The following is a 13776-nucleotide window of genomic DNA, read 5'->3' on the forward strand; positions in this document are numbered from 1 at the left end:
CGCCGCGAGGGGATCATGACCGCCACATCCGCCACTGTCCGAAGACTGCTGTCCGCCACGGCCCTCCTTACCAGCCTGGGCGCGCCCGCCCTGGCCTGGGCTGCGCCGGACGCGCCGCCCGCGCCCCAGGCGGCGACGCCCGGCGTGGCCAGCGTCGGCGACATCGTCGTCACCGCCCGCCGACGCGACGAGCGGGCGCAGGACGTGCCCATCGCCCTGACGGTCGTAAACGAGGAACTGCTGGACCGCACCGGCGCCTACAATGTCGGCCAGGTCGCCCAGCTGGCGCCCAGCGTCCAGCTTCTGACGTCGAACCCCCGGAACACCGCCATCACCATCCGGGGCCTGGGCGCCAGCTACGGCCTGGCCAACGACGGGCTGGAGCAGGGGGTCGGCATCTATGTCGATCAGGTCTATTACGGCCGCCCGGCCACCGCGACGCTGGACTTCGTCGATCTGGACCGGATCGAAATCCTGCGCGGGCCGCAGGGCACCCTGTTCGGCAAGAACACCACCGCCGGCGCCCTGAACATCACCACCCAGGCGCCGTCCTTCACGCCCGAAGGCCGCGCCGAAATGAGCTTCGGCGACTACGGCTTCCTTCAGGCCAAGGCCACCGTCAGCGGCCCCGTCGTGGACGACAAGGTCGCCGCCCGCGTCTCGGTCGTCTCCACCCGGCGCGATGGCGTGCTGGACAATGTCACCACGGGCGAGAAGCAGAACTCGCAACAGTCGATCAGCCTGCGCGGCCAGCTGCTGTTCCAGCCCACGGATCAGCTTCGCATACGGCTCTACGCCGACTACGCCGACCTGACGCCCGACTGCTGCACCCAGGTCTATGTCACGGCGGGCCAGACGCTGAAGCCCGCCGCCCAGCAGTTCGCCGCCCTGGCCGCCGGGCGCGGCTATGCTCCGCCCAGCACCGACCCCTACGACCGCCTCGCCGATGTCGACAGCCCGATCCAGGCCGACCAGATCCACCGCGGCGTCTCGGCCGTCGTCGACTACGATTTCGGTTTCGCCACCCTGACCTCGGTCTCGGCCTGGCGCGCCTGGGACTGGGGGCCGAAGAACGACCGCGACTACACCGCGCTCGACATCACCCGCCAGTCGGCCAATCCGTCGTGGCAGGATCAATGGAGCCAGGAGTTGCGGCTGTCCTCCAACGGATCGAACCGCATCGACTGGACCGTCGGCCTTTACGCCTTCCATCAGGCGGTCGAGACGCACGGCGTCACCGAATACGGCCGCGACGCCGTCTATTGGCTGATCGGGCCGAACCTGCCGACCGTGCCCGACGCCCTGCTGGACGGCTATATCGTGTATAACGACAGCCGGATCGAGACGGATTCATACGCCGTCTTCGGCCAGCTGACCTGGAACATCACTGACCGGCTGCACCTGACGCCGGGCCTGCGCTACACCAAGGAAGACAAGTCCGGCTGGTATCAGGCCACGACGGCTGGCGGCCTCGTCACCAACGATGCGGCCCTGATCTCGCGCCGTCTGGGCGTCGCCCGCCCCCAGGCCTATGGCGCCAGCCTGTCGGACGACGACCTGTCCGGTCAAGTGTCCCTAGCCTATGACGTCGCCGACGACGTCCTGACCTACGCCAGCGTCGCGCGGGGCTATAAGTCGGGCGGCATCAATATGGCGGGCATTCCCAACCTGCCCAACGGCCAGCCGTCCCTGACCAACGCCGTGGTCAAGCCCGAGGTCGTCACCACCTATGAGCTGGGCCTGAAGACCCAGGCGTTCGGCCGTCGCCTGACCGCCAACCTGGCCGCCTATCGCACCGATGTCGAAGACTATCAGGCCAATGTGGTCGACAGCGGCCCCGGCGCCCTGCGCGGCTATCTGGCCAACGCCGACAAGGTGGTGATCCAGGGCGTGGAACTGGACGCCTTCGCCAGGCCGAACCAGCATGTCGACCTCTACGCCAACGTCGCCTGGACCGATGCGAAATACGACGCCTTCGCCAACGGTCCCTGCCCGCTGGAGCGGATCGGGACATCGACCGTCGCCTGCGACCTGTCGGGCCAGGACCTGCCCGGCGTCTCGCCCTGGGCTGCGTCGGTGGGCGGCGAACTGCATGGCCGGGGCGGCTTCCTGGGCCTGCCGGGCGAGTTCTATGGCGGCGCCGACGCCAGCTATCGCTCGACCTACAACTCCGACGCCTCGGTTTCGCGCTATACCGAGATCGAAGGCTATTCCATTCTGAACCTGCGCGGCGGCTTCCGCGCCGACAACGGCTGGGAGGCCTTCGTCTGGGTCAAGAACGCGCTGGACGAGGACTATCTTCAGTTCGTCAGCGTCCAGTCCGGCAACTCGGGCCTGGTCATCGGCAATCCCGGCGATCCCCGCACCGTGGGGATCACCCTGCGGGCGCGGTACTAGACGGCGCAAGTCTCCTCCCCGCTTCGCAGGGAGGGGACGCCGGTTCTCAGGCCGCCTTGTCCCAGTCCAGAACGACCTTGCCCGACCGGCCCGACTTCATGGCCTCGAAGCCTTCGCGATAGTCGGCGTAGGCCAGCCGGTGGGTGATCAGGGGGCTGAGGTCCAGACCGGCCTTCAACAGGCCCAGCATCTTCCTCCAGGTGGTGAACATCTCGCGGCCATAGACGCCCTTGATGGTCAGCGCCTTCAGGATGATCGCGCCCCAGTCGGTCTCCATCGGCTTGGCGGGAATCCCCAGCATGGCCATGCCGCCGCCCATGATCAGGGTGTCGACGCATTGTCTGAAGGCGACCGGGGAGCCCGACATCTCCAGCGCCACGTCGAACCCGACCTTCAGGCCCAGTTCCTTCATTACGTCGTGGATGTCTTCCTTGGTGGTGTTCACGGTGCGCACGCCCGGCGCCACCTTCTGCGCCAGGTCCAGCCGGAAGTCGTTGATGTCGGTCAGGACCACGGTCCGCGCGCCCGCATGACGGGCCACGGCGGCGGCCATCATGCCGATGGGGCCCGCGCCCGTGACCAGGACGTCCTCGCCCAGCAGGTCGAACTGCTGGGCCGTGTGAACCGCATTGCCGAACGGATCGAGGATCGAGCCGATCTCGTAGGGCACGTCGTCGGGCAGTTCGATCACGTTGAAGGCCGGGGCCACGACGAACTCGGCGAAGGCGCCCTGGCGGTTCACGCCGATGCCGCGCGTGTGCGGGTCCAGGTGGAAGTGACCGGCGCGCGCCGCTTCGGAGTTCAGGTCGATGACGTGCCCCTCGGCCGAGACGCGCTGGCCGATCTTCAGCGGGCGATCCACCTCCTTGCCGACGGCGACGATCTCGCCGGCGAACTCGTGGCCGGTGATCATCGGGGTCGGGACGTTCTTCTGGGACCATTCGTCCCAGTTCCAGATGTGGATGTCCGTGCCGCAGACAGCCGTGCGATGCACCCGGATCAGCACGTCCTCCGGTCCCGCCTCGGGGATCGGCGCATCGATCAGTTCCAGGCCCTCAACCGGCCCGGTCTTGGCCAGGGCCTTCATGGTTTGGGTCATGATGACCTCTCCCTTGGTTATGCAGGAAGACCGTCCTCCTAGGCCTTGTGCCTAAGATCCAGACTCCCGGTCTCCATCGCGACCCCACGTCCACGACGGAGTTTATGTATCCTAGGCACAAGGCCTAGGATGACGGGCAAAATGTGGCGTCAGATGACGCCCAGTTCTCGACCCGCCTGTGTAAACGCCGCGACCGTCCGGTCGATCTGATCGAAGGTGTGGGCCGCCGACATCTGGGTGCGGATGCGGGCCTGGCCGCGCGGCACCACGGGGAAGGAAAACCCGATCACATAGACGCCCAGCTCCAGCGCCCGCGCGGCGAAATCCTGAGCCAGCTTGGCGTCGCCCAGCATGACGGGGATGATCGGATGTTCGCCGTCCAGCAGGGTGAACCCCGCCTCCGCCATCGCGCCGCGATAGCGGTGGGCGTTGGCCGACAGGCGCGTGCGCAGGGCGTCGCCCTCCGACCCTTGGGCGATGCGGATGGCTTCCAGCGACGACCCGCACACCGCCGGCGACAGGGCGTTGGAGAACAGATAGGGCCGCGCCCGCTGCTTCAGCAGTTCGACCACCGGTTTCCGGGCGCAGATGAAGCCGCCCATGGCCCCGCCCAGCGCCTTGCCGAAGGTGCCGGTGACGAAATCGACCTGAACGCCGTGATGGGCGAAAGAGCCTCGCCCCTGCGGCCCCAGGAAGCCCGTCGCGTGACAGTCGTCGACCATGATCAGGGCGTCGTATTTGTCGGCCAGCGCCCGGATCTCGTCCAGCTTGGCGATATAGCCGTCCATCGAGAAGGCGCCGTCGGTGGCGATGACGATGTCGCGCGCCCCGGCCGCGCGGGCCTCCTTCAGCCGGGTCTCCAGCTCGTCCATGTCCGAATTGGCGAACCGATACCGCTTGGCCTTGCACAGCCGCACCCCGTCGATGATCGAGGCGTGATTCAGGCTGTCGGACACGATGGCGTCGTTCTCTCCGAACAGGGGCTCGAAGATCCCGCCGTTGGCGTCGAAGGCGGCGGCGAACAGAATGGCGTCCTCGAACCCCAGATAGCCGGCGATGGCGGCTTCCAGTTCCTTGTGGATCTCCAGCGTGCCGCAGATGAAGCGGACCGAGGCCGTGCCCGCACCCCACTTCGCCTGCGCCGCCATCCCGGCCTGGGTCACGCGCTCGTCGCCCGCCAGGCCCAGATAGTTGTTGGCGCAGAAGTTCAGCACGTCGCGTCCGGCGACCTGGATCACCGGCCCCTGGCGCGAGGCGATGACGCGCTCCGGCTTGGTCAGCCCCTGGGCGTCGATGTCGGTCAGTTCGCCGGCGACGCGGTCGTAGAAGGTCTGGGTCATGGGCCGCGACCTACGCCGATTTTCGATCCGTTTCCACCCGCCTCAGGTCGCGGGCTGGGGGTCGGCCTCCGCCCGGATGGGACTGACGCGGATACGCCCGCCGCAGGGGGTGAAGGCGAACGGCAGGCTCAGGGCGGCGGTGTCGCTGGGCGCCGTGACCTTCACCGTCGCGGCGTCGGGGCAGGTCTTCTGCATCGTCTCGTTCGGCACCACGTTCCAGGCCATTTCGAACCAGGCCCTGGCCTGGGGCGCCAGTTCGACCGGCGTCGGCGCCTGGCCCTGACGAAAATAGCTGCCGGGGCTTTGTTCCGCGCGGACCGACGTCACGGCGCGGCCGCGCGCGTCCTGAAGCGTCACGACGGGATAGCCGGTCAGGCTGCAGGCCTGGGTTCCGATGTTCCGAAGGCTGAAGTTGCGCACCCGGTTGCCGGCGCCTGCGTCCCCTTCGCCCGCCTCCAGCTTCAGTTGCGGCGCCTTGCACGGCAGGGCCGCCGGCAGCACCCCGCCCGGCGCAGGCGTCGGCGTCCGGCCCGGCGTCGGGATCGGCCCCGGCGCCGCCTCCGCTCCGGGAATGGGCCGCGAACAGCGTTCCAGAACCGCCACCCCGGTCTGCCCGTCCGGCCCCAGCCGGCTCAGCGTGCCGCCTTCCTGACCATCGCGGGTCGCCGTCCACCATTCGACCCCTGCTCCGACATAGCGCGCGCCGCTGGCCGACTGGACAGAGCGCAGGGCATAGGCCTGGTTCCGATAGGTCACATTGGCGCTGTCGTTGTCGGCGTATTGCACCTGAAGCGTCGCCCCGCTTTCGCAGGCGAAGCCGACCGATGGGGCGGTCGAGGCGGGCGCCGCCTGCGGTTCCTCGGGCGCCGTCGACTGTTCCGGCGCCTGTTGCGAACAGGCGGCCCCGGCCAGGGCGGCGGCGGCGGCGAAGGCGGTCAGGCGGCGCGACATGATGACGTTCCCTCAGGTTTCGCCCTCAACGGGCGACCGCCCGAAAGGCTCCGCTTGCCGCGTTCAGTGATCGCCTTTCGGCGTTTCCATCAGTTCGATCAGCACCCCGCCCATCGCCTTGGGATGCAGGAAGACGACCGGCGTGCCGTGGGCGCCGATGCGCGGCTCGCCCGTGCCCAGGATGGTCACGCCCTTGGCCCGCATTTCCGCGACGGCGGCATGGATGTCGGCGACCTCGAAACAGACGTGGTGCTGGCCGCCCTTGGGGTTCTTCGCCAGGAAGCCGACGATGGGGCTGGTCTCGTCATAGGGTTCGATCAGCTCGATCTGGGCCGTGGGCGTGTCCACGAAACAGACCTTCACCCCCTGCGCGGGCAGGTCGAACGGCTCGCCGATCCGGGTCGCCCCCAGCACGTCGCGATACAGTTTGATCGACTCGGCGATGGACGGCGTGGCGACGCCGACATGGTTCAGGGCGCCGATCATGGCTTGTCCTTGCTCGGAGCGGGCTGGGCGTATCCCAGCCGCTGGTTCAGCTTCTCGATCAGGTCGACCGCCGTATCGGCGATGGCCGAGCCGGGCGGATAGACGGCGGCGGCGCCCATATCCAGCAAGGGCTGGACGTCCGACGGCGGAATGACGCCCCCGACCACGATCATGATGTCGGGCCGGCCCAGCTTCTCCAGCTCGGCCTTCAGCTCCGGGACCAGCGTCAGATGCCCGGCCGCCAGCGACGACGCGCCGACCGCATGGACGCCCTTCTCGACCGCATCCCTGGCCGCCTCGGCCGGGGTCTGGAACAGGCTGCCCGCCGTCACGTCGAAGCCCAGGTCGCCATAGCCGGTGGCGACGACCTTCTGACCCCGGTCGTGGCCGTCCTGGCCCAGTTTGGCGATCAGGATGCGCGGGGGGCCGCCGTCGTTCTCCACGAAGGTCGCCACCATGTCGCGGGCGCGGGCGAAGCGGGCGTCGGTTCCCGCCTCCTTGGCGTAGACGCCCGACACGGTCTGGACCGTCGCCACATGGCGGCCGAAAGCGGCCTCCAGCGCATCGGAAATCTCGCCCACCGTCGCCTTTGCGCGGGCGGCTTGAACCGCCAGTTCCAGCAGATTAGCGGTCCCCCGCGCGCCCTCTGTCAGGGCGTCCAGCGCCGCGTCGGTCTCCGCCTGGTCCCGTTCGGCGCGCAGCCGTTTCAGCTTGTCGATCTGGGCCGCCAGCACCGCCGCATTGTCGACCTTCAGCATCGGAATGTCGTCGGCGACGGGGTTCGGATATTTGTTCACCCCCACCACCGTCTGCTGGCCGGTGTCGATCCGGGCCTGAGTCCTGGCCGCCGACTCCTCGATCCGCAGCTTGGGTATGCCGGCCTCGATCGCCTTGGCCATGCCGCCCAGGGCCTCGACCTCGGCCATATGGGCGCGGGCGCGTTCGGCCAGTTCATGGGTCAGGCGCTCGACATAGAAGCTGCCGCCCCAGGGGTCGATCACCCGGGTCAGCCCCGTCTCCTGCTGCAGCAGGATCTGGGTGTTGCGCGCGATCCGGGCCGAGAAGTCGGTCGGAAGCGCCAGGGCCTCGTCCAGGGCGTTGGTGTGCAGGCTCTGCGTCTGGCCGCCCGCCGCCGCCATGGCCTCGACCATGGTGCGGGGCACATTGTTGAATACGTCCTGCGCCGCCAGCGACCAGCCCGAGGTCTGGCAGTGGGCGCGCAGCGACAGGGACTTGGGATCGACCCCGCCCTCTTTCCGCACCGCCTCGGCCCACAGCAGGCGGCCGGCGCGCATCTTGGCCACCTCCATGAAATAGTTCATGCCGATGGCCCAGAAGAAGCTCAGGCGCGGGGCGAACCGGTCGATGGCCATGCCCGCCGCGACGCCCGCCCGCAGATATTCGATCCCGTCCGACAGGGTGTAGGCCAGTTCGATGTCCGCCGAGGCCCCCGCCTCCTGCATATGATAGCCGGAGATGGAGATGCTGTTGAACTTGGGAGTCTCCTGCGCCGTCCAGGCGAAGATGTCGGCGATGATCCGCATCGAGGGCTCGGGCGGATAGATGTAGGTGTTCCTGACCATGAACTCCTTCAGAATGTCGTTCTGAATGGTCCCGGTCAGCTTTTCGTGGGGGACGCCCTGTTCCTCGGCCGCGACGACATAGAGGGCCAGGATCGGCAGCACCGCCCCGTTCATCGTCATCGACACCGACATCTGGTCCAGCGGTATGCCGTCGAACAGGGTGCGCATGTCATAGATGCTGTCGATGGCCACGCCCGCCATGCCGACGTCGCCCTTCACGCGCGGGTGGTCTGAGTCATAGCCACGGTGCGTCGCCAGATCGAAGGCGATGCTCAGCCCCTTCTGGCCGGCCGCCAGGTTGCGGCGATAGAAGGCGTTGGACTCCTCGGCGGTGGAGAAGCCCGCATATTGCCGGATGGTCCACGGATTGCCCGCATACATGGTCGGATAGGGGCCGCGCACGAAGGGGGCGAACCCAGGCAGGCCGTGCTGATGATCCAGTTCGGCCGCGGCGTCGGCTCCATAGACGGTCGCGACCGTCAGCCCCTCGGGCGTCAGCCAAGGCTCGCGCGCCGGCCCCTGCCCCGTGGCGTCGAGGCTCAGGGAGATGCGGGTGAAGTCAGGGAAATTCCCAGAAGCGCTCATTGGCCGGCCTCCTCAAAGGCTGCGGCGAAGCGGATCGGGCTCAGGGGTTCGCAGACCCGTGCGACCGCCGCAGCGGCCTCATCGCCCGCCTCGACCGGCGCAGGCCGCACATCCGTATCCACATATTTGGTCACGCCGACCATCTGGGCCGCGCCGTTCGCCAGCGCCGCCTCGCGGACCTGACGGGCGCGGGCGATGCGGGGCTGGACGATCCCGCCCTTCAAGGCCTGCACCAAGCCGCCTTCGCCCTCGATGGCCTGGAACTCGGCCCAGCCGGCCTGGGCCAGGTCATGGGTGCGCGCGTCCAGATACCAGCTGCCTGAGGCCGGATCGTCGACCCGCCCCAGGTTCGATTCCTCCATCAGGATCAACTGGGTGTTCCGGGCCTGGCGCCGGGCGAAGGCGTCGGGGCGCCCCTCGGCGCGGGTGAAGCCGTCCAGCACCACCACGTCCGCCCCGCCGACCGCGCCCGCGAAACCCGCGGCCGTCAGCCGCAGCAGATTGGGCCAGGGATCGCGCGCCGACAGCATCCGCCGCGACGACCGCGCCTCGATCACGGCCGGGGCGTCCACGCCGAAGGCGCGCGCCAGGTTCGCCCAGATCAGCCGCATGGCCCGCACCTTGGCCAGGCTGTCGAAATATTCCTGATCGACCGACAGGCCGACCGCCGTGCCGCGCAGGGCCGCCTCGGCCGTCAGGCCCGCCTCCGTCGCCGCGCGGACATAGGCGACGACGGCGCCGGCCGCGAACGCCAGCTCCTGGGCGATGGAGCCGCCCGCCTCGTGCGCGACCCGCCCGCCGGCCATGAAGAAACCGGCCTCGGGATAGGCGCCGGCGTGACGCGCCGCCGCATCGGCGGCCAGGCGCAGATGATCCTCGATGGCGCGCGGCGCCCCGCCCGCTGCGGCGAAGGCCGAGATCGGATCCATGTGAAAACGCAGTTTCGCGCGCGGCGCGCCCTTGGCGACGACGGCCAGGGCGTCGGCGGCCTCCGGCCCGTCGATCCCGGCGTCCAGCGCGACCGGCGCCAGTTCCAGCGCCACCCCCTCCAGCGCCCGGCCCAAAGAGGCGGCTCCAACCAGCAGCCCGCCCGTCAGCAGCACCGAAGCCGCCCCGTTCTCCAGGTCGGTCAGGACGGCGGCGTTGGCCGCCTCGGGCTCGTCGCCTTCGACCAGGGTCCGCAGGTCCCAGGCCCGCCCCTCGGCGTCTGACGGCCGCGGCGCGAAGATCGGCTGCCCCCCCGTCGCCTCGGCGTAGAGCGGGCGCGTGACCAGATGGTCGGCGTCCAGATGCAGCAGGCTTTCGAGCGGCCTGTCCTTGAGCGCCTTCTGGGCCGACTCGCGCCATTCCAGGGGCGTGGGGGTTGGGAAGGTCATGCGACGTTCCCGTTTGTGCAGCGGGCGAGCATCACCCGAACTCCACCAGCACGTCGTCGGCCGCCACCGGATCGCCGTCCTTGGCCCCCACGGCCTTGACCACCCCGTCGCGCTCGGCCTTCAGGATGTTCTGCATCTTCATGGCCTCGATGATGGCCACGGTCTCGCCGGTCTTGACCTCCTGGCCGACCGTCACCGGGATCGACACCACCAGGCCCGGCATCGGCGACAGCACCATCTTGGAGGTGTCCGCCGCGACCTTCTCCGGCAGGCGCGCATACAGTTCGGCGACGTGCGGCCGCAGCACCCGCACCCGCGCCTTGGCCGCCCGGTGGCGGATGTCGAAGCCGTCGGCGACGCGCCTGACCTCGGCGGTGAAGGGCTCGCCGTCCAGCTCGGCCTTGAACTGGGCCAGGCCGGGCCGCCAGTCGATGTCCGACAGGCGGATGTCGCCGCCGCCCGTCAGGGTCAGGATCATCTCCTCGTCCTCGTCGTAGGACAGGCCGACGCCGTGCGGCGTCTTGTCGATCATCACGATCCAGTCGGTGCGATCGGACGGATCGCCGTCCTGTTCGGCGATCACCTCATGCATGGCCAGCGCCGAGGCGATCAGGATGCGCTGCTGCTCCACCGTCGGATGCAGGCCGTTGAAGCCGTCCGGGAACTCGTCCTTGATATAGCTGGTCGACAGTTCGCCCGACCGGAACCGGTCCTGGTCCATCACCGCCGCCAGGAAGGGCACGTTGTGCCCCAGGCCCGCCAGGTGGGTGTCTTCAAGCGCGCGGGCCATGCCCTCGACCGCCGCCTCGCGCGTCTCGCCCCAGGCGCACAGTTTGGCGATCATGGGGTCGTAGAACATGCTGATCTCGTCGCCCTCGCGGACACCGGAATCATTCCTGACGGTGTAATCGCCCTGATCGCCTTCTTCGGGTTGCTCGTAGCGAACCAGCCGCCCGATCGAGGGCAGGAAGCCGCGATAGGGGTCTTCGGCGTAGATGCGGCTCTCGATGGCCCAGCCGTCGATCTTCAGATCGTCCTGCTTGAATGCCAGGGTCTCGCCCCAGGCCGAACGGATCATCTGTTCGACCAGATCGACCCCGGTGATCAGCTCCGTCACCGGATGCTCGACCTGCAGACGCGTGTTCATCTCCAGGAAGTAGAACGACTTGTCCTGACCGGCGACGAACTCGACCGTCCCGGCCGAGTCATAGTTCACGGCCTGGGCCAGGGCGACGGCCTGCGCCCCCATGGCGGCGCGGGTGGCCTCGTCCAGCAGGGGCGACGGCGCCTCCTCGATGACCTTCTGGTTGCGGCGCTGGATCGAACATTCGCGCTCGAACAGGTGGACCACATGGCCGTGCTTGTCGCCCAGCACCTGGATCTCGATGTGGCGCGGATCGACGATGAACTTTTCCAGGAAGACCCGGTCGTCGCCGAACGCGTTCAGCGCCTCGGCCTTCACCGCCGCGAACCCCTCGGCCATGTCGGCGTCCGAATGGGCCACGCGGATGCCCTTGCCGCCGCCGCCCGCCGACGCCTTGATCATGATCGGATAGCCGATCTCGTTGGCGATCCTGACCGCCTCTTCCGGCGTCTCGATCAGCCCCATATGCCCCGGCACGGTCGAGACCCCCGCCTCGGCCGCCAGTTTCTTGGAGCTGATCTTGTCGCCCATGGCCTCGATGGCCTCGGGGTTGGGGCCGATGAAGGCGATGCCCTCGTCCCTCAGCCGCCGCGCGAACCCGGCGTTCTCGCTCAGGAAGCCAAAGCCCGGATGCACGGCCTGCGCCCCCGTCTGGCGCACAGCCTCGACGATCTTGTCCGCCAGCAAATAGGACTGCGCCGTCGGCGCCGGCCCGATCAGCACCGCCTCGTCGGCCATCTCGACCGCCAGCGACCCGGCGTCGGCCTCCGAATAGACCTGCACCGTCTGGATGCCCATCCTGCGGCAGGTCTTGATGATCCGAACCGCGATCTCGCCCCGGTTGGCGATGAGGATTTTGGAGAACATGGTCAGTCCTTCAGTCTGAAAGCGTCCAACCATTCGGCCAGGCTTTCGGAGTCAGTGTCGGGGGTAGAAATGTAGGCCGGCAGTAGCGCAAGAACGGCTTCGCGGTCAGCCTCGGGCCAAGTCGTGAAACCTGATGTCTCCAGTTTCAGACGAACCATTTCACCGAGTGTTATCCAGCCGTCCCCATAGGGTTCGCGAATAACTCTACGCAGAAATTCCGGAAGGACCCGAGGGATAATCTTGTCAGAATCTATGGTGGTAGCGGCTCGGAAAAGCAGCAGGTCAACGTCTCGATCAGACCATTCCTCAGGGCGCAAGGCGTCCATCCGGATCAGCCGCTCGCTATCCTCATTTCGAACGCAGTGGACCGCCGCTGGATCGATGACACCAAGTGAGCCCATCACAGCGGAATGTTGTCGTGCTTCTTCCAGGGGTTCTCCTGGACCTTGTTCTTCAGCGTCCGCAGGGCCTTCACCAGCCGCCGCCGCGTGCCGTGGGGCATGATGACGTCGTCGATGTATCCCAGGCCCGCCGCCACGAACGGATTGGCGAAGCGGTCCTTGTACTCGGCCTCGCGCGCGGCCAGGGCCGCCGGATCGCCGGCCTCCTTGCGGAAGATGATCTCGACCGCCCCCTTGGCGCCCATGACGGCGATCTCGGCGGTGGGCCAGGCGTAGTTGACGTCGCCGCGCAGGTGCTTGGAGCTCATCACGTCATAGGCGCCGCCATAGGCCTTGCGCGTGATCAGGGTCAGTTTCGGCACCGTCGCCTCGGCATAGGCGAACAGCAGCTTGGCTCCGTGCTTGATCAGGGCGCCGTACTCCTGCTTCGTCCCCGGCATGAAGCCCGGCACGTCCACCAGCGTCACCAGCGGAATGTCGAAGGCGTCGCAGAAGCGCACGAACCGGGCGGCCTTGCGGCTTGAATCGATGTCCAGCACACCCGCCAGAACCTGGGGCTGGTTGGCGACGATGCCGACCGTCTGGCCGTCCAGCCGGCCGAAGCCGGTGATGATGTTCTTGGCGAAGTCGGCCCCGATCTCGAAGAAGTCGGCCTCGTCGACCACCTTCAGGATCAGCTCCTTCATGTCATAGGGCTGGTTCGGATTGGCCGGGACCAGGGTGTCCAGCGAGGGCTCGTCGCGATCCGGCTCGTCATAGCTCTCGCGCACCGGCGGCTTTTCGCGGTTCGACAGGGGCAAAAAGCCGATCAGGCGGCGGACCTCCGACAGGGCCTCCAGATCGTTCTCGAACGCCCCGTCCGCCACGCCCGACTTGCCCGCATGGACCCGCGCGCCGCCCAGGTCCTCGTGGCTGACCACCTCGTTGGTGACGGTCTTCACCACGTCCGGGCCGGTCACGTACATGTAGGAGGTGTCCTTCACCATGAAGATGAAGTCGGTGATGGCCGGCGAATAGACGTCGCCGCCCGCGCAAGGGCCCATGATGACGCTGATCTGGGGGATGACGCCAGATGCCAGGGTGTTCTGCAGGAAGATGTCGGCGTAACCGGCCAGGCTCTCCACCCCCTCCTGAATGCGCGCGCCGCCCGCATCGAACAGGCCGATGATCGGCGCGCCCGCGGTCAGGGCCATCTTCTGCAGCTTGACGATCTTGGCCGCATGGGCGCCCGACAGCGAGCCGCCGAAGACGGTGAAATCCTTGGAGAAGACATAGACCAGCCGCCCGCCGATGGTCCCGCGCCCCGTCACCACCCCGTCCCCGGGGATGCGCTGATCCTGCATGCCGAAGTCGTGGCTGCGGTGCTCCACGAACATGTCGGTCTCCTCGAAGGAGCCTTCGTCCAGCAGCACGTCGATCCGTTCGCGCGCGGTCAGCTTGCCCTTGGCGTGCTGGGCGGCGATACGCTTTTCCCCGCCGCCCAATTTCGCGGCGGCGCGGCGGCGCTCCAGTTCTTCGAGGATGGCTTGGGTCATGTTCCGTTCGAC

General features: G+C 68.1%; 9 protein-coding genes. 1 reads left to right on the plus strand and 8 read right to left on the minus strand.

Annotated elements, in window-relative coordinates; all coding sequences use genetic code 11:
- Positions 1-15: 15 nt before the first annotated feature.
- Positions 16-2397, plus strand: a complete 2382-nt coding sequence (locus DI624_RS05150; RefSeq protein ID WP_291536441.1) for a TonB-dependent receptor — start codon at positions 16-18, stop codon at positions 2395-2397.
- Positions 2398-2443: 46 nt separating this feature from the next.
- Here DI624_RS05150 and tdh read toward each other — a convergent pair whose 3' ends face one another.
- The 8 genes from tdh to DI624_RS05190 form a co-directional block, all read right to left on the minus strand.
- Entirely contained in the window at positions 2444-3484 is a 1041-nt protein-coding gene (gene tdh, locus DI624_RS05155) for an L-threonine 3-dehydrogenase (RefSeq protein WP_367142084.1), read from the minus strand.
- Between the two features lie 161 nt (positions 3485-3645).
- Positions 3646-4836, minus strand: a complete 1191-nt coding sequence (locus DI624_RS05160) for a glycine C-acetyltransferase (protein WP_291536443.1) — start codon at positions 4834-4836, stop codon at positions 3646-3648.
- 42 nt (positions 4837-4878) lie between these two features.
- On the minus strand, positions 4879-5787 hold the full coding sequence (locus DI624_RS05165; protein WP_291536444.1) for a DUF4232 domain-containing protein: 909 nt from the start codon (positions 5785-5787) through the stop codon (positions 4879-4881).
- 63 nt (positions 5788-5850) lie between these two features.
- A complete protein-coding gene (gene mce, locus DI624_RS05170; RefSeq protein WP_291536445.1) occupies positions 5851-6273 on the minus strand; it encodes a methylmalonyl-CoA epimerase in 423 nt (140 codons plus the stop codon).
- The gene (gene scpA / locus DI624_RS05175) at positions 6270-8441 is read right to left on the minus strand and encodes a methylmalonyl-CoA mutase (RefSeq protein WP_291536446.1); all 2172 of its coding nucleotides are present in this window, start codon (positions 8439-8441) and stop codon (positions 6270-6272) included. Before scpA ends, mce begins: the two co-directional genes overlap by 4 nt.
- A complete protein-coding gene (locus DI624_RS05180) occupies positions 8438-9817 on the minus strand; it encodes a methylmalonyl-CoA mutase family protein (protein WP_291536447.1) in 1380 nt (459 codons plus the stop codon). The genes scpA and DI624_RS05180 overlap by 4 nt, the downstream gene beginning before the upstream one ends.
- 31 nt (positions 9818-9848) lie before the next feature.
- Positions 9849-11828 (minus strand): acetyl/propionyl/methylcrotonyl-CoA carboxylase subunit alpha, encoded by a 1980-nt coding sequence (locus DI624_RS05185; RefSeq protein WP_291536448.1) that lies wholly within the window; start codon positions 11826-11828, stop codon positions 9849-9851.
- A gap of 400 nt (positions 11829-12228) precedes the next feature.
- On the minus strand, positions 12229-13764 hold the full coding sequence (locus DI624_RS05190) for an acyl-CoA carboxylase subunit beta (protein ID WP_291536449.1): 1536 nt from the start codon (positions 13762-13764) through the stop codon (positions 12229-12231).
- Between the last annotated feature and the right edge of the window lie 12 nt (positions 13765-13776).

The organism is Brevundimonas sp., assembly GCF_003248455.1.
In the GTDB taxonomy this organism is placed as follows: domain Bacteria; phylum Pseudomonadota; class Alphaproteobacteria; order Caulobacterales; family Caulobacteraceae; genus Brevundimonas.

Coding starts and splice junctions, on each gene's coding strand:
- scpA (WP_291536446.1), bottom strand. CDS start 8,441: ATGAGCGCTTCTGGGAATTTCCCTGACTTCACCCGCATCTCCCTGAGC.
- DI624_RS05150 (WP_291536441.1), top strand. CDS start 16: ATGACCGCCACATCCGCCACTGTCCGAAGACTGCTGTCCGCCACGGCC.
- DI624_RS05180 (WP_291536447.1), bottom strand. CDS start 9,817: ATGACCTTCCCAACCCCCACGCCCCTGGAATGGCGCGAGTCGGCCCAG.
- mce (WP_291536445.1), bottom strand. CDS start 6,273: ATGATCGGCGCCCTGAACCATGTCGGCGTCGCCACGCCGTCCATCGCC.
- DI624_RS05160 (WP_291536443.1), bottom strand. CDS start 4,836: ATGACCCAGACCTTCTACGACCGCGTCGCCGGCGAACTGACCGACATC.
- DI624_RS05165 (WP_291536444.1), bottom strand. CDS start 5,787: ATGTCGCGCCGCCTGACCGCCTTCGCCGCCGCCGCCGCCCTGGCCGGG.
- DI624_RS05190 (WP_291536449.1), bottom strand. CDS start 13,764: ATGACCCAAGCCATCCTCGAAGAACTGGAGCGCCGCCGCGCCGCCGCG.
- tdh (WP_367142084.1), bottom strand. CDS start 3,484: ATGAAGGCCCTGGCCAAGACCGGGCCGGTTGAGGGCCTGGAACTGATC.
- DI624_RS05185 (WP_291536448.1), bottom strand. CDS start 11,828: ATGTTCTCCAAAATCCTCATCGCCAACCGGGGCGAGATCGCGGTTCGG.